The organism is Bacillus sp. ISL-4, assembly GCF_018613275.1.
GTDB lineage: Bacteria > Bacillota > Bacilli > Bacillales > DSM-1321 > Peribacillus > Peribacillus simplex_E.
Genome location: NZ_JAGGQN010000040.1, coordinates 72,079 through 87,701, shown reverse-complemented (window position 1 = coordinate 87,701; position 15,623 = coordinate 72,079). Strand labels below are relative to the sequence as shown.

The window sequence follows — 15,623 nt, the reverse complement described above, 5'->3', positions numbered from 1 at the left end:
AAGCATGAAGCCCCCCTCAAGATGAGATTTCCCATGGCGCAAGCTAGTAAGATCCCTGAAAGATGATCAGGTTGATAGGTCAGAGGTGGAAGCGTGGCGACATGTGGAGCTGACTGATACTAATAGATCGAGGACTTAACCAACGCTTTAAAAAAATGAAATACCTTCTTATTATCTAGTTTTGAAGGAATGAAAATTTCTTCTTGCATTTTTATTTCATGCATGGTATGATAGTAAATGTGCAAAAGAGGTTAAATGTTTGGTGGCGATAGCGAAGAGGTCACACCCGTTCCCATTCCGAACACGGCAGTTAAGCTCTTCAGCGCCGATGGTAGTTGGGGGTTTCCCCCTGTGAGAGTAGGACGCCGCCAAGCTATAATCTTTGTATTCTTTTTGAGTGATTGGGAATACTATTATTATAAAAGAAGCATTTATACCGTCGCGGGGTGGAGCAGTCCGGTAGCTCGTCGGGCTCATAACCCGAAGGTCGCAGGTTCAAATCCTGTCCCCGCAATCATGAAAAAAACGAAACTTAGGTTTCGTTTTTTTGTTTTATCCGAAATTCGAATATTTATGTCCCTAACTTATTTGTTTCTTCTTTTGAAACAAGGTAAACTACATATAGAATGGTTTTTGTTCCATAATATTGCGTTTATGGTTCTGGGACATGAACTTTAGGACGTTTTCCTAATAATGATAAAGGTGATTGATATATGCATCAGGTTGAATGGATTTCTCAGAATGAGGAAGAAACAGCGCGATTTGCGCATGAATTGGCACAAAAGCTTTCAAGTGGCGATGTGCTGGCTTTAGAAGGTGACTTGGGTGCTGGAAAGACGGCATTCACAAAAGGGCTGGCTAAAGGATTAGGTGTTACCAGAATGGTGAATAGCCCTACCTTTACGATAATAAAGGAATACATGGGTCGATTGCCTTTATATCATATGGATGTATATCGGGTAAGTGAATCGGAAGAAGATTTAGGCTTTGAAGAATATTTTGATGGTGATGGTGTGACTGTCGTTGAATGGGCCCATTTAATAAAGGATCACCTTCCAGAGGAAATCTTGACCATCTATATTTATCGTCTGAGCGATACAAGCCGGCGTTTTGTTCTGGAAGCCAAAGGCGAACGATATGTAAAGTTATGTAAGGAGATTATTTGATGAAGGTTTTAGCTATAGATACATCGAATTTCACATTAGGGGTTGCCCTGGTAAACGGGAGTCAAGTAATTGGTGAGTATACGACGAACCTAAAGAAAAATCATTCGGTGCGGGTTATGCCAGCAATTGAAACACTGCTGAGGGATTGTGATACTAAACCGAAGGATTTGACTAAGATAGTGGTGGCTCAAGGCCCAGGATCCTATACAGGCGTCAGGATTGGAGTGACGATTGCAAAAAGCTTGGCATGGACACTTCAGATTCCGTTATCGGGTGTTTCCAGCTTAGAGGTTTTAGCAGCTAATGGACGTTATTTTAACGGGTTGATCTCTCCATTGTTCGATGCAAGAAGAGGGCAGATTTATACTGGATTATATGAAATGGAAAATAACTCTTTAAAGACAGTCATTGAAGATTGTAATATTCTATCCTCTGAGTGGGCGAATCAATTGAAGGAATTAAATCGTCCTGTTTTATTCGTTGGTCAAGATGTGGACATTCACCGGGATGCAATTACGGAAGCATTAGGTGATTTAGCTGTATTTGCTCCGGTACAGTCATATAACTCAAGACCAAGCGAACTGGCCTTCAGTGGTCTTGATAAGGCTGTAGTCGATGTTCACCAGTTTGTACCGAATTATATCCGCATGGCTGAAGCAGAAGCTAAGTGGCTTGAACAACAGGGGAAATAAACAAGGAAAGCGACCGATTATTATGAGTAAAACATTGACGTTCCGAAAAATGAATACGGAAGATATCGACCAAGTGCTTAATGTGGAAAAGCAGTCCTTTACTTTGCCTTGGAGCCGGGAAGCTTTTTTTAATGAACTGAATCATAATCAATATGCTGTATATATGGTGATAGAGGAAGAAGGGAAAATTGCCGGTTATTGCGGTGCGTGGATCGTCATTGATGAATCGCACATTACCAATATAGCGATATTGCCAGAATACCGAGGGCAAAAGCTTGGGGAAGCTTTGCTCAGGAAGATGATTGAAATCTCCATTTCGATGGGTGTGGTGAGGATGACGCTTGAGGTCCGTGTCAGTAATGCAGTAGCCATTTCGCTTTATGAAAAACTTGGTTTCCAAAAGGGTGGAATCCGAAAAAATTATTATACAGACAATCAAGAAGATGCTTATGTTATGTGGGTGAATTTTTCATGAAAAAAGATCAAATTATATTAGGAATTGAAACGAGCTGCGATGAAACTGCGGCAGCTGTCATAAAAAATGGAACGGAGATACTGAGTAATGTTGTGGCTTCACAAATCGAAAGCCATAAACGTTTTGGCGGTGTTGTCCCGGAAATAGCTTCCCGTCATCATGTAGAACAAATTACGATCGTTCTTGAAGAAGCACTGCTGAAAGCCGGTGTGACATATGAAGACTTGGATGCCATTGCCGTTACAGAAGGTCCCGGACTTGTAGGGGCACTATTAATAGGCGTGAATGCGGCGAAGGCTGTAGCTTTCGCACATGGAATACCGATTGTCGGTACGCATCATATTGCGGGTCATATCTATGCAAATCGTCTTATTCAGGAGATCGAATATCCTGCGCTTTCTTTAGTCGTTTCGGGAGGCCATACGGAATTAGTGCTTTTAGAAGAACCGGGTTCCTTCAAGGTGATAGGGGAGACGCGGGATGATGCAGCAGGTGAGGCGTATGATAAAGTGGCCCGAACCTTGGGGCTCCCTTATCCTGGCGGCCCTCATATCGATAGGCTGGCACAAGAAGGCTCACCAACTTTGAAACTGCCTCGGGCATGGTTGGATGGCAGCTATGACTTTTCTTTCAGCGGGTTGAAATCAGCGGTAATCAACACTTTGCATAATGCTGAACAGCGCGGGGAAAAAATTGAACCTAAAGATTTAGCGGCAAGTTTCCAAGCAAGCGTGATAGAAGTGCTTGTAATGAAAGCTGTAAAGGCTGCAAAGGAATATAATGTGAAGCAGGTATTGCTTGCTGGAGGAGTTGCGGCAAATAAAGGCCTTAGGGAAGCATTAACGGAAGCTTTTAAGGATTTACCTATGGATATATCCATTCCGCCCCTATATCTTTGTACGGACAATGCCGCCATGATTGGTGCTGCTGGCAGTGTCATGTTTGAAAAGGGAAAACGATCTGGTTTGGATTTGAACGGAAATCCTGGATTGGATATCGAAGCATTTTAATTGAAGAGAAGACAGGATCCCTCACTTCGGCATCCTGTCTTTTTATCTTTTTTATAAAAAAATAGAATATTCTGTGGATAAAGTTTTTTTGAAAATCATACTGCATGTGTATAAAACGGTGTTTTTGTGGATAAGTGGATATGTTTCTGTGGATAATGTGCATAACTTAAATTAATGGCTAGTGAACGGTAAGTAGTTTGTTAACAATTCTGTGGATAACTTTCAAGTGACGTTTTGAATGGAAAAGAAAAAGACCGAGTCAATTGACTCGGTCTTTTGTCATTCTTCCAGTTCAGTCCATTCTTCGAGAAGCTGGTCCAAACTTTCCTGTGCAGAATCAAGCTTTGTTTGGACCTCCATTACTTTTTCATGGTCCTGAAAAACATTTGGATCACAAAGGAGGTCATTATATTCGTTTATTTCGATTTCAAGAAGCTCCATGGCTACCTCGATTTCCTCAATGCGCCGTTTTCGCTGGCGTTCAGCTTTTTTTGCTTCTTTATCAATTTTGTAATTTGTTTTTTCTACAGCTGCATCTAAAGTTTTAGCCTGTTCCTGCTGTTCAAGTGCTTGGATTTCCGCCTGCTCCTGTTTCTTCTCTAGATAGTAATCATAATCACCGAGGAATTCTTCGTTGCCGTCTTTGGAGAGCTCTATCACTTTCGTTGCTATTCGATTTATGAAATAACGGTCATGTGAAACGAAAAGAATAGTTCCCGGATAATCGATCAATGCGTTTTCAAGCACCAATTTACTATCGAGGTCCAAATGGTTCGTTGGTTCATCAAGAATTAAAAAATTCCCTTTTTGCATCATCATTTTGGCTAGAGCAAGCCGGGCCTTTTCGCCCCCGCTTAGTGTGGAAACGGTTTTCAAAACATCGTCCCCGCTAAATAGGAAATTACCAAGTACGGTGCGAATGTCCTTTTCCGGTTTAAGGGGATAGTCGTCCCATAATTCATTTAGTACGCGTTTATTGGAAACAAGGTTAGCCTGTTCTTGATCGTAGTAGCTGACTTCTACGTTCGTTCCAAAACGGAAATTCCCAGAAAGTGGAGGCAGCTTAGAAATGATCGTTTTCAATAAAGTTGATTTTCCAACTCCATTTGGGCCAACAAGTGCTATGCTCTCCCCTTTTGTCATCCGGGAATTTATATTCTTTGATACCGTTTCCCCTTCGTATCCAATAGCCATGTCCTGGAGGTGAAGTACTTCATTTCCGCTTTGCCTTTCAATCTGGAAAGAAAAATTCGCAGATTTTTCATCACCTTGAGGCTTGTCCAATACATCCATCTTTTCGAGCTGTTTGCGTCTGCTTTGTGCTCTTTTCGTTGTGGAAGCCCTCGTGATATTACGTTGGACAAAGTCGCGAAGCTTTTCAATTTCCCCTTGTTGCTTCTCGAACAGTTTCATGTCCCGCTCATAATCCTCCGCTTTTCCCTCTAGGTAAGAACTATAATTACCATGGTATTTTTTCATGTTATTCCGGGAAATCTCATATACGAGGTTTACTACTTTATCTAAAAAATAGCGGTCATGGGAAACAATAAGAACAGCTCCCTGGTAGCCTTGTAAATATTGTTCAAGCCAAGAGAGGGTTTCGATATCCAAATGGTTCGTCGGCTCATCCAGAATCAATATATCCGGTTTCCTTAAAAGCAGCTTCCCTAATGCAAGCCTTGTTTTTTGCCCACCGCTTAAAGTGGAAATTGGGGTAGAATAGTCAAAGTCAGCAAACTGAAGTCCATGCAATACGGAACGGATATCCGCTTCATATTGATAACCGCCCTTCTCTTTGAATGCCACCATCAAAGTGTCGTATTCATTCAGCACTTTTTGGTAAATTGTTTCGTTTTCAAAGATGTCAGGTCTGGCCATATCAGCCTCAAGGCGACGCAGTTCCTTTTCTTGCTCTATAAGATCCGTGAATACAGTCAGCATCTCATCCCAAATGGTCAGTTCGGATTCCAATCCCGTATCCTGGGCCATATAGCCGATGGTGACGCCTTTTGGTTTGATTATTTCACCGCCATCATGGGAAAGCTGCCCAGCTATGATTTTAAGCAGAGTGGATTTACCGGCGCCATTTCGGCCGACAAGTGCAATTCGATCTTTATTTTGAACTTCGAGCTTCATATTTGATAAAATAAGTTCAGCTCCAAAATATTTCGATAGTTGATTGATTTGTAATAAAATCATAGATTTCACCTCAATTGATTATTGTTAGTGTAACGTATTTTGGTTATTATCGGCAACAGCTTGGTTCCAAGCTGAAACAAAAGCTGTTACATAAAGTGGAATAATAGTGTATGATTTAGGAGGGGTTACTTAAATGGGAGACTTAACGCATTTTAATGAACAGGGCAGGGCCAAAATGGTCGATGTGAGTGCTAAGCCTGAAACAACCCGGACGGCAGTAGCTCAATCGAGCATTTTATTGAATGATGAAATATATGAATTGGTCACGAACCATAAAATGAAAAAAGGTGATGTACTGGCTGTTGCGCAAGTTGCAGGAATAATGGCCAGCAAAAATACATCCAATATAATTCCGATGTGCCATCCCATTGCTCTGCAAGGGGTCAATATAGCCTTTGATTGGGAAAAAGAAGAACAAGGATATAGGCTTAGGATTGAAACGGAAGCTAAGACAAAAGGGAGTACAGGTGTGGAAATGGAAGCGTTAACAGCTGCATCCGTGACTGCCTTGACTGTTTATGACATGTGTAAGGCCATTGATAAGGGAATGGTGATCGGGCCTACATTCTTAGTGGAGAAAACAGGCGGAGTGTCCAGTGACGATTATAAAAGGCAAGTAAAACAAACAGATAGAGATTAAGTTGAAAAGCATGTGTGAAAGCGGGGAAGAACAATGAACCATGACCCAAAGATACCGCAGGCGACAGCCAAAAGGTTGCCATTGTATTATCGATTTTTAAAGAACTTACATTCCTCAGGCAAACAAAGAGTTTCCTCTGCAGAGCTAAGTGAAGCTGTAAAAGTGGATTCTGCCACAATTCGCCGTGATTTTTCCTACTTTGGCGCGCTTGGGAAAAAAGGCTACGGCTACAATGTCAATTATTTATTATCCTTCTTTAGTAAAACACTAGATCAAGATGAATTGACCAAAGTCGCTTTAATCGGGGTAGGAAATTTAGGAACCGCTTTTTTAAATTACAATTTCATGAAAAATAATAATACTAAAATTGAAATGGCTTTCGAAGTTTCTGAAGAAAAGGTCGGCAAGCGAATAGCTGATGTGCCCATCTATCATATGGATCAAATCGATACACTATTGCAGGAAAATAATATTACTGCGGCTATATTGACAGTGCCTGCACAGGTAGCCCAGACGATAACCGACCGTCTAGTCAAAGCCGATATAAAAGGAATATTGAATTTCACACCTGCACGGCTGACCGTGCCTCCATCCATAAGGGTTCACCACATTGACCTGGCCGTGGAGCTTCAGTCGCTCATCTACTTCCTGAAACATTATCCAGTAGTGGAAGAAGCCGCATTGGAGGAATGAAAAAAACGCTGCATCATTGCAGCGTTTTTTTTCGTTGCAGCTTTTCAGTTTGTCGACTAAAGGGTTTTGGAACGGTCTCATCCCGAACCAAGATTTTAAAACAAAACTTGATTATCCTTCATGTTTTTAACCTTTTTTGGGAGGTACAATTTAAACGTTGATTTCCACTCCAGGCACTCGCTTTCCGCGGGCGGTCCGGGAGCCTCCTCGGCGCTCTTGCGCCTGTGGGGTCTCCCTTGGACGCGCTTTTCCCGCAGGAGTCTCGCACCTTCCGTTCCAATCAACTTAGTTTTAAAAATTTAGATAGAAACCCCTTTTGTCGGAGGGTCGGAACTGGCTCATCCCGAACCAAGATTTTAAAACAAGACTAGATTATCCTTCATGTTTTTTTACTGTAAATCTCATTGGATTGAAGAAATTTGCGACACTCCTGCCGAATAACTGGCTAGCCGAGACCCCACAAACGCTTGCTTTGATGCGGCTTGGCAGACAGTCGGCGGAAAGGGAGCGGATTTCTTCAATCAACTGGAACGTTTTTAAAAAATAAAAAAAACTGTAGAACTCAATTTAAATCGAATTTGTCTACAGTCTGAAACACCGCATCATTGCAGCATTTTTTTATTTTTTCTTATTTTTTTGTGCGGCTTTAATCTTAAAGTGCAGCATGATCATGCGTAATCCCGATCCAAAATCAAGAGTTGCAATAAGGACAAGGATGTAGGCAAAGAGTCCCCATCCGGAAGAATTGACGGTTTGAATCGCGATAGCGGTAAAAAGAGCTCCTAAGCCTGCATAGATGATGCCCATGAATAATGGTGATTGACGTTTCATAATAAACCTCCGATGAAGGCCTGTGCAGTATCTAGCATCTTCTCAATATCCTCCCGATATACCACTTGAAGGATGATAACAAGCGTATTCATCGCAATATGTGCGCTCATGGAAACGAGAATGCGGCCTGTTTTCGCATAAAGGAAAGCAAAGGTGAAGCCCATTGCCGTATATAAAAGAAGATGTTCAAATTCACCATGCGCCAAGCCGAAAATAACTGAGCTGATTAAGGCTGAAATAAAGAAGTTAAAGCGTTTATGAAGTGATCCGAAAATGACTTTCCGGAAAATTAATTCTTCCAATATAGGTCCAATTACTGAAGTGACGAAAATGACCATGGGGACTTTGTAAATGAGTGAAATAAGTTGCTGCGTATTTTCAGATTCAGACTCCACCCCAAGCATTTGTTCAATGCTGCCGGCAATGCTTTGTGCAAAAAGAGCCATGAACACTCCTGCAATTGCCCATAATACGGACAACGAAACGGAAGTTTGATTTCTCGTGTCCAACTTTTCCCTCATATCTTTTCTCATTAAAAAAAGAATCAAGAATAAAGCAACGAGAAAACTGAAAACTATCCAGTATGCTGCAGACTTCACTTCGAGTTCATCTGCCGGCATTCCAGTATAAGACCCGATTAGCATGAAAATGGGTACCCCAACAATACTGGATAATTGCATGGCAATATAAGTGATGATGACGAACCAATATTCTTTTTTCAAAAATGAAAACTCCTTTTATAGTCACCCATCCCGTTCGGAACGTTCCTGATATGGGGACAATCTATAAACGCATACTCCAAAATGGTATCAAATATTGAGGCAGAACACCACTTAAAGGTACCCCTAACATAACATTTCAATTACATTGTTAAGGAAATCATTATGTTAAAGTAGTTTACCCATAATTTATCAGAAATTAATAAAAAATTTTCAATAAGATACTTGCAAAAAAGGCTCGGTTTATTTAATATTATAAATGTGTTAGCACTCGATGATGAAGAGTGCTAATAATCATGAAACAAATTATCAAGAGAATATGAGGAGGTTGTTTCACTTGTTAAAACCATTAGGTGATCGCGTTATTATTGAACTAGTTCAAACTGAAGAAAAAACTGCAAGCGGTATTGTTCTTCCTGATACTGCTAAAGAAAAGCCACAAGAAGGTAAGGTAGTAGCAGTTGGTACTGGCCGTGTCCTTGAAAATGGCGAACGTGTTGCTTTAGAGGTTGCCCAAGGCGATCTAATTATCTTCTCAAAATATGCAGGTACTGAAGTTAAATACGAAGACACTGAATACTTAATTTTACGTGAAAGCGACATTCTAGCTGTTATCGGCTAATTATACATCATACTTAACTGAACGAAAATTTTCTTAAAATTTTAGGGAGGTACTTATAAATGGCTAAAGAAATTAAATTTAGTGAAGAAGCTCGCCGCTCCATGCTTCGTGGTGTGGACGCACTTGCAGATGCAGTTAAAGTAACGCTTGGACCAAAAGGTCGTAACGTGGTTCTTGAGAAAAAATTCGGTTCACCGCTTATCACAAATGACGGTGTGACGATCGCTAAAGAAATCGAATTGGAAGATGCATTCGAAAACATGGGTGCGAAATTGGTTGCTGAAGTAGCAAGCAAAACAAACGACGTAGCTGGTGACGGTACAACTACTGCAACGGTTCTTGCACAAGCGATGATCCGTGAAGGTCTTAAAAACGTAACAGCTGGTGCTAACCCAATGGGTATCCGTAAAGGAATCGAGAAAGCGGTCAATTCAGCAATTGCAGAATTGAAAGCCATTTCCAAACCGGTTGAAAACAAAGAATCAATCGCACAAGTTGCTGCCATCTCTTCAGCTGATGAAGAAGTGGGCCAACTGATTGCAGAAGCAATGGAGCGCGTTGGTAACGACGGCGTCATCACAATCGAAGAGTCTAAAGGTTTCACAACTGAATTGGACGTAGTAGAGGGTATGCAGTTCGATCGTGGATATGCATCTCCATACATGGTTACTGATTCAGATAAAATGGAAGCTGTCCTAGAAAATCCATATATCTTGATCACAGATAAAAAAATCACGAATATCCAAGAAATCCTTCCTGTCCTTGAGCAAGTTGTTCAACAAGGGAAACCGCTATTATTGATTGCTGAAGATGTAGAAGGCGAAGCGCTTGCAACTCTTGTTGTAAACAAACTTCGTGGAACATTCAACGCTGTTGCGGTTAAAGCTCCTGGATTCGGTGACCGTCGTAAAGCAATGCTTGAAGACATCGCAGCTCTTACAGGCGGCGAAGTAATCACTGAAGAAATCGGACTTGATCTTAAATCTGCAACAATCGATTCATTAGGCCGTGCGTCTAAAGTGGTTGTTACAAAAGAAAATACAACGATCGTTGAAGGTGCTGGAAATACAGCTCAAATTCAAGCTCGTGTAAACCAAATCCGTGTTCAATTAGAAGAAACAACTTCTGAATTCGACCGTGAAAAATTACAAGAACGCCTTGCTAAATTAGCTGGTGGTGTAGCGGTAATCAAAGTCGGTGCAGCTACCGAAACAGAATTAAAAGAACGTAAACTTCGTATTGAAGATGCATTGAACTCCACTCGTGCCGCTGTTGAAGAAGGTATCGTAGCCGGTGGTGGTACAGCGCTTCTTAACGTATACAATAAAATTGCTGAAATTCAAGCGGAAGGCGACGTAGCAACAGGCGTGAAAATCGTTCTTCGTGCAATCGAAGAGCCTGTTCGTCAAATCGCTCACAATGCCGGTCTTGAAGGCTCTGTAATCGTAGAGCGCCTTAAAGGCGAAGCAGTAGGCACTGGCTTCAATGCAGCTACTGGACAATGGGTGAACATGATCGAATCCGGTATCGTCGATCCTACTAAAGTAACTCGCTCAGCTCTACAAAACGCTGGTTCTGTAGCAGCTATGTTCTTAACTACAGAAGCTGTTGTTGCTGACAAACCAGAACCTGCTGGCGCTGGCGGCATGGGCATGCCTGATATGGGCGGCATGGGTGGAATGGGCGGCATGATGTAATCATTCGCTAAATCCCTTAATAGAGGGGTTTAACGAGGATTCTTAAATGAGTGCTCACCAAACATGTGAATATCTTTAAAGTTGAAGGCCTCTCACAGTTTACTGTGGGGGCTTTTTTCTTTTTTGAAAGGGAGACTTCATACATCCAATACAGAAACATTGAGAAAGAAACTTTCTCAAAAAATAAAAGGTGTACCCTCAGAGGACTTGGAACAAATTGTTCATTAAGCTCTGAAATATCACGCTAAAGTCCAACATCATCATCGTAAAGGTGTTGATCACGAGTATACTAGTCGTGATAATAAGCACATGTACTATAAGATTCTTGCTGACACTAATTTATAAGTGGTGACAAAACTGAGTCAGTTTTTAATTAAATTACAGAGGAGTTTCCAGAGAACCCTGATTTAGACTTAGGGAAATAAGGTACCAATTGGTGGCACGGAACTAGGTGGTAAATCTTGAGGATAAAGGCTGGCCAGTTTTCTAAAGGCACGGGGCAAGGCGCCAGGCCCAACCAGATGTAACACCCACAATGGATAAGGATAGATAGGAGATAGAGGCTATGCAAGAGAAGGAAGGTAAGCGAATAGATGATCTAATCGTATAGGGGCAGAAGAAAGGAAAAGGAAATCTTATCGGTATCGCTAACAACTTCTGGATAGGCTAAACTTATCTAGACAGAAAATTTAAGGTCAGGTAGACTACAGATACAACTAGTTATAGAAAAGAGGTCCGATATGCGACGTGATATACAACCGAATGAACGAGCTTTCTCTTCCAAGGAAGTGGCAGAAGAAGTGGGGATTGCAACTCCCACTGTTCGAAAGTATGGTCAAATCTTAGAACGGAATGGATATGAGTTTTTGAAAGATGGAGATCGACGTATCTTTGTTCAATCTGACATTGGAGTGCTTATAGCGCTACGCGATACGGACAAGCCCTTAGACGATACAGCTAAAGACCTTGTATTTCAACAAAAAGAAAGATTAGAAGGATCCAATGAAACAGAGATAGCGATACCCGATACATATGAAAATTTACCCCACGACCCCAATCAATTAAAAGAGGTCTTAATGTTTTTAGTCAATGAACTCGCAGCCACACGTGAAATGAATGTCCAACTGACAAACGATATGTCACAGCTTAAAACAAAGGTTTCCGGTCTCCAGCAAGATCATCATGTTATAAGTTCTAGTATTGGAAATTCAGCGCAAAGAACTAATACTAAAATTGACCAATTAACTGAACAACAAAATACCCATTACGAAACATTGCTGCAACAAGAAAAACAAAAAAGTGAACTCTTACAAAAAGAAATACAAAATATGCGGGACGAACAGAACAAAGAATGGAGTTCACAAAATGAATTTAATAAACGTTTAGAAGAAGCTATACAAAAACGTTCAGAAAAATGGTGGGGGCTTTTCTCCATATTCAGAAAATAAGGTGACTGTTAAGTTTTTTTGCCCAACTGTGTGATGATTTGTGGAAGCAAATTATTGATATAGAAACATTTGATAAATCTTTTTTTATATATAATGATGGATAAAAGCATAGTGACATATATGGTTCGCGTAGCTGAAACACAGAATTAAGAAAGAGTATTTCAATTTTTCATGATTTGGTACCTACTATGTAAGAGCTCGGCGATACCAATGTTTCGGAAGTTCTACCAAAGGCAAACAGAGGCTCAATTGAAATTCATTGGAGATTTGTTTAAGTGATATGCATCTAAAACAAAATACACAATTTGAGGCAAGCAAAAAAGGCATGTTTGATAAAATGGGAGTTGAGGCGGTTGAAAACATGCATTCAAAAACAAGAGTCATCCTTAATAGAGTTGCTCCAGACAGGGGGTGATCGATCTTTTTTTTTGTTTGTTTCGTATCGTATCGCTGGGTGATATAACTTGCAAATAAATTCAAAACCTTTTGGTTTAATAGAAGCTACGTTCTATGCAAAAACATGATATACATCCAAATGAACGAGTATTCTTTTCTAAGGAAGTGGAAGAAGAAGTGGGGATGCAACACCCACTGTCAAAAGGATGGTCAAAACTTAGAATGAAACGGATATGGGTTATTAAGATGGTGAGTGCCTATCTTTATTCAATCCGACATCGAAGCGGCCATAGCGTTCGCGATACGGACAAGCCCCTAGAGGATACAGCTAAAGACCTTGTGTACCTACAATGATTAGAAGAAACTAATGAAACAGAGATAACGGATACCCGATTTTAACCCATAATACCAAACAATTAAAAGAGATATTAATTGTTTTAACCAATGAACTCGCAGCTACGCGTGAAATGAACATCCACTGACAAACGATATGTCCAGCTTAAAACAACGGTTTCCAGCTCCAGTAACATACATGTCCTTAATAGTGTTCCTCAAGAAAGTGCTGATCGGTTCTTTTCTGTGTCCGTATCACTGGGCGATATAACATGCAAATAAATCCACAGAACCTTCATCTTTATTAGAAAGGGAGGTCCGATATACGACAGGATATACATCCGAATGAATGAGCATCCTCTTCCAAGGAAGTGGCAGAAAGAAGTGGAGATGCAAAATCGATTGTTCGAAAGTATGTTTTAAACTTAAAGCGATATGGATAGGGGCTGTTAAAAGATAGCGATTGGCATATCTTCATTCAATCCGACATCGATACGCTTATAGCGTTACGCGATACGGACAAGCCCCTAGACGGTAGAGTTAAAGATCCTTGTATCAAGAAAAAGAAAGATTAGAAGGAACCAATGAAACAGAGATAACGATACCCGATACATATGACAATTTATTTAACCCAAGTTCCCATTCAAATAAAAGAGGCCTTAATGTTTTTAACCAATGAACTCGCAGCTACGCGTGAAATGAACATCTAACTGACAAACGATGTGTCACAGCTTAAAACTGAACAACAAAAAACCCATTACGAAACATTACTGCATTAAGAAAAAGGTTTTATTACTTTTTTTAGTCTCCTATACGATATTTAGGTGTTAATTTACGTTAATGACTATTTAAACCTAAGGCACCCAAATCAAAAGTAGAAATTCCTTTGTTCCAACTATTCGGAATCACCATTTTCAAATTTCAACAATTTCCCGAGAAATATCTACAAATTCTGAGTAGATATCGACAAAATTAGAAGCTTTTAAAAGAGATATCGATACCCGATACATATGCAATATATTTAACCCCATGTGCTCATTCAATTAAAAGAGATCTTAATGTTATTAACCAATGAACTCGCAACTACGCGTGAAATGAACCTCTAACTGACAAACGATATGTCACAGCTTAAAACTGAACAACAAAAAAACCATTACGAAACATTACTGCAATAAGAAAAAGGTTTCATTACCTTTTTTAAGTCTCCTTTACGATATTCAGGTGTTAATTTGCCTAATAACTATTTAAACCTAAGGCAACCAAATCAAAAGTAGAAATTCCTTTGTTCCAACTATTCGGGATCACCATTTTCAAATTTCAACAATTTCCCGAGAAATATCTACAAATTCTGAATAAATATCGACAAAATTAGAAGCTTCTAAAGGGCGATTTGTTTTTGCAGATTAGAAAGTAGACATACAGCCTGATTTTGATATGTCCCTGACAGTAGTGGGACTGGTTGGAATGGCTACACTAATTGGCATGTTTTTTGGCGGGATTATAGGCGGGTATTTAACCGATATAATTGGCCGGAAAAAGATGTTTATTCTGGATTTGGTCGTTTTTGTCATTGCATCTGTCCTCCAGTACTTCGCGAATGATGTGACAGAGCTCATTATTTTGCGCTTTATCCTGGGAGTCGCGGTCGGTGCGGACTATCCGATTGCCGGCACATTCATGGCGGAATTTTCCCCTAAAAAGAACCGTGGGGCGTTGCTTGGGGGGCTGGTCGCTCTCTGGTACGTCGGCTATGGGATATCCTACCTGGTGGGCTACTTGATGCTGGCACTTGGTGATGACAGCTGGCGCTGGATGCTGGCTAGCAGTGCTGTTCCAGCCTTAATTATTTTGCTTGCCCGTTTAAAAATGCCAGAATCACCGCTTTGGCTGGCGAGCAAGGGTAGAGAAAAAGAAGCGAATGCGATCATTCAAAAGATTTTCGGAAAAAATGTGGTACTGTCAGAAAAACTAGATTCAACAGAGAAAACTTCTTTTATGGATATGTTTAAAAGTGGCTATGGGAAATGGACAATCTTTATCGCCCTGTTCTGGACGCTGCAGATATCTCCTTCCTTCGCCATCGCTACCTATATACCAGAGGTATTGGGACAGTTTGGCTTTGCGGATGGAAACAAGGAATATTTAGGATCGGCAATCATGAGCCTTTTCTATATAGCAGGCTTATTGCCGGCCATCTACCTGGTTGAAAAAGTCGGGAGAAGACCTGTACTGGTCTGGCCTTTCCTAATCTCAGCGTTCATTTTAACTGTTCTGGGTATTACATCAAACTGGCACATGTCGTTTGCCTTCACGATTACCTTATTTGTCCTGTACGGCATGTTTAATACCGGGATGAGCATTCATCAGTGGATCTATCCGAATGAACTGTTCCCGACAAAAATTCGCGGAACGGCCATGGGGTTTTGCACCGGGGTCAGCCGGATTGGCTCTTCGATCAGTACATTTTTGTTTCCCATGATTTTAAGCAAGTATGGGCTGGATGTTACTATGTATATTTGTGTGGCATTGTTTTTTATTGGATTTCTAGTTTCAGCCGTGATGGCTCCGGAGACACGGAATATGAGTCTGGCGGAGACAAGTGCTTTAAACAAAGCTACCAACAACTCCGGCAGTTCTAATAATAATGAAATATTGACTACTAAAACTTTTTAAAAAAGAAAGATTAAGAGATTCAAACCACC

General features: G+C 40.7%; 14 protein-coding genes, 1 tRNA gene and 2 rRNA genes. 14 read left to right on the top strand and 3 right to left on the bottom strand.

Translation table 11 applies throughout. From position 1 onward, the window contains the following. The 7 genes from J7J00_RS22015 to tsaD all read left to right on the top strand — a co-directional run. Window positions 1–143, top strand: a 23S ribosomal RNA gene (locus J7J00_RS22015); the annotation flags it as partial. A 115-nt stretch (window positions 144–258) separates the two neighbouring features. Then, window positions 259–374: ribosomal RNA gene (gene rrf, locus J7J00_RS22010) — 5S ribosomal RNA — on the top strand. A 66-nt stretch (window positions 375–440) separates the two neighbouring features. Next, window positions 441–514, top strand: a tRNA-Met gene (locus J7J00_RS22005). A gap of 199 nt (window positions 515–713) precedes the next feature. Beyond that, window positions 714–1,166, top strand: coding sequence for a tRNA (adenosine(37)-N6)-threonylcarbamoyltransferase complex ATPase subunit type 1 TsaE (tsaE, locus tag J7J00_RS22000; RefSeq protein ID WP_098373463.1), 453 nt, complete (start codon window positions 714–716; stop codon window positions 1,164–1,166). After that, window positions 1,166–1,858 (top strand): tRNA (adenosine(37)-N6)-threonylcarbamoyltransferase complex dimerization subunit type 1 TsaB, encoded by a 693-nt coding sequence (gene tsaB, locus J7J00_RS21995; protein WP_214794612.1) that lies wholly within the window; start codon window positions 1,166–1,168, stop codon window positions 1,856–1,858. The genes tsaE and tsaB overlap by 1 nt, the downstream gene beginning before the upstream one ends. 22 nt (window positions 1,859–1,880) lie before the next feature. Then, window positions 1,881–2,333 carry a ribosomal protein S18-alanine N-acetyltransferase gene (rimI, locus tag J7J00_RS21990; protein ID WP_137020242.1) on the top strand — a complete coding sequence of 151 codons (453 nt, stop codon included), beginning with the start codon at window positions 1,881–1,883 and terminating at the stop codon, window positions 2,331–2,333. Then, window positions 2,330–3,343 (top strand): tRNA (adenosine(37)-N6)-threonylcarbamoyltransferase complex transferase subunit TsaD, encoded by a 1,014-nt coding sequence (gene tsaD, locus J7J00_RS21985; RefSeq protein WP_214794611.1) that lies wholly within the window; start codon window positions 2,330–2,332, stop codon window positions 3,341–3,343. Before rimI ends, tsaD begins: the two co-directional genes overlap by 4 nt. Window positions 3,344–3,622: 279 nt before the next feature. Here the strand turns inward: tsaD and J7J00_RS21980 are convergent, their stop codons facing one another. Next, a complete protein-coding gene (locus tag J7J00_RS21980) occupies window positions 3,623–5,542 on the bottom strand; it encodes an ABC transporter ATP-binding protein (RefSeq protein WP_214794610.1) in 1,920 nt (639 codons plus the stop codon). Between the two features lie 133 nt (window positions 5,543–5,675). Here J7J00_RS21980 and moaC point away from each other — a divergent pair, with 133 nt between their 5' ends. Together moaC and J7J00_RS21970 are read left to right on the top strand one after the other, a co-directional pair. Then, window positions 5,676–6,182 (top strand): cyclic pyranopterin monophosphate synthase MoaC, encoded by a 507-nt coding sequence (gene moaC, locus J7J00_RS21975; RefSeq protein ID WP_214794608.1) that lies wholly within the window; start codon window positions 5,676–5,678, stop codon window positions 6,180–6,182. 33 nt (window positions 6,183–6,215) lie between these two features. Next, window positions 6,216–6,875: a redox-sensing transcriptional repressor Rex gene (locus J7J00_RS21970; protein WP_214794606.1), complete on the top strand. Its 660-nt coding sequence runs from the start codon at window positions 6,216–6,218 to the stop codon at window positions 6,873–6,875. A gap of 618 nt (window positions 6,876–7,493) precedes the next feature. Here the strand turns inward: J7J00_RS21970 and J7J00_RS21965 are convergent. Continuing rightward, window positions 7,494–7,706: a YdiK family protein gene (locus tag J7J00_RS21965; RefSeq protein WP_034306342.1), complete on the bottom strand. Its 213-nt coding sequence runs from the start codon at window positions 7,704–7,706 to the stop codon at window positions 7,494–7,496. After that, window positions 7,703–8,428 (bottom strand): CPBP family intramembrane glutamic endopeptidase, encoded by a 726-nt coding sequence (locus J7J00_RS21960; RefSeq protein ID WP_214794604.1) that lies wholly within the window; start codon window positions 8,426–8,428, stop codon window positions 7,703–7,705. The genes J7J00_RS21965 and J7J00_RS21960 overlap by 4 nt, the downstream gene beginning before the upstream one ends. A gap of 334 nt (window positions 8,429–8,762) precedes the next feature. Between J7J00_RS21960 and groES the strand changes: the two genes are divergently transcribed. The 5 genes from groES (at window position 8,763) to J7J00_RS21935 (ending at window position 15,594) form a co-directional block, all read left to right on the top strand. Continuing rightward, a complete protein-coding gene (gene groES / locus J7J00_RS21955; RefSeq protein WP_034306337.1) occupies window positions 8,763–9,047 on the top strand; it encodes a co-chaperone GroES in 285 nt (94 codons plus the stop codon). A 59-nt stretch (window positions 9,048–9,106) separates the two neighbouring features. Next, on the top strand, window positions 9,107–10,744 hold the full coding sequence (groL, locus tag J7J00_RS21950) for a chaperonin GroEL (protein WP_098373469.1): 1,638 nt from the start codon (window positions 9,107–9,109) through the stop codon (window positions 10,742–10,744). A gap of 740 nt (window positions 10,745–11,484) precedes the next feature. Beyond that, window positions 11,485–12,192 (top strand): SH3 domain-containing protein, encoded by a 708-nt coding sequence (locus J7J00_RS21945; RefSeq protein ID WP_214794602.1) that lies wholly within the window; start codon window positions 11,485–11,487, stop codon window positions 12,190–12,192. 510 nt (window positions 12,193–12,702) lie between these two features. After that, entirely contained in the window at window positions 12,703–12,942 is a 240-nt protein-coding gene (locus J7J00_RS21940) for a hypothetical protein (RefSeq protein ID WP_214794600.1), read from the top strand. Between the two features lie 1,395 nt (window positions 12,943–14,337). Continuing rightward, a complete protein-coding gene (locus tag J7J00_RS21935) occupies window positions 14,338–15,594 on the top strand; it encodes an MFS transporter (RefSeq protein WP_309487223.1) in 1,257 nt (418 codons plus the stop codon). Window positions 15,595–15,623 lie beyond the last annotated feature (29 nt).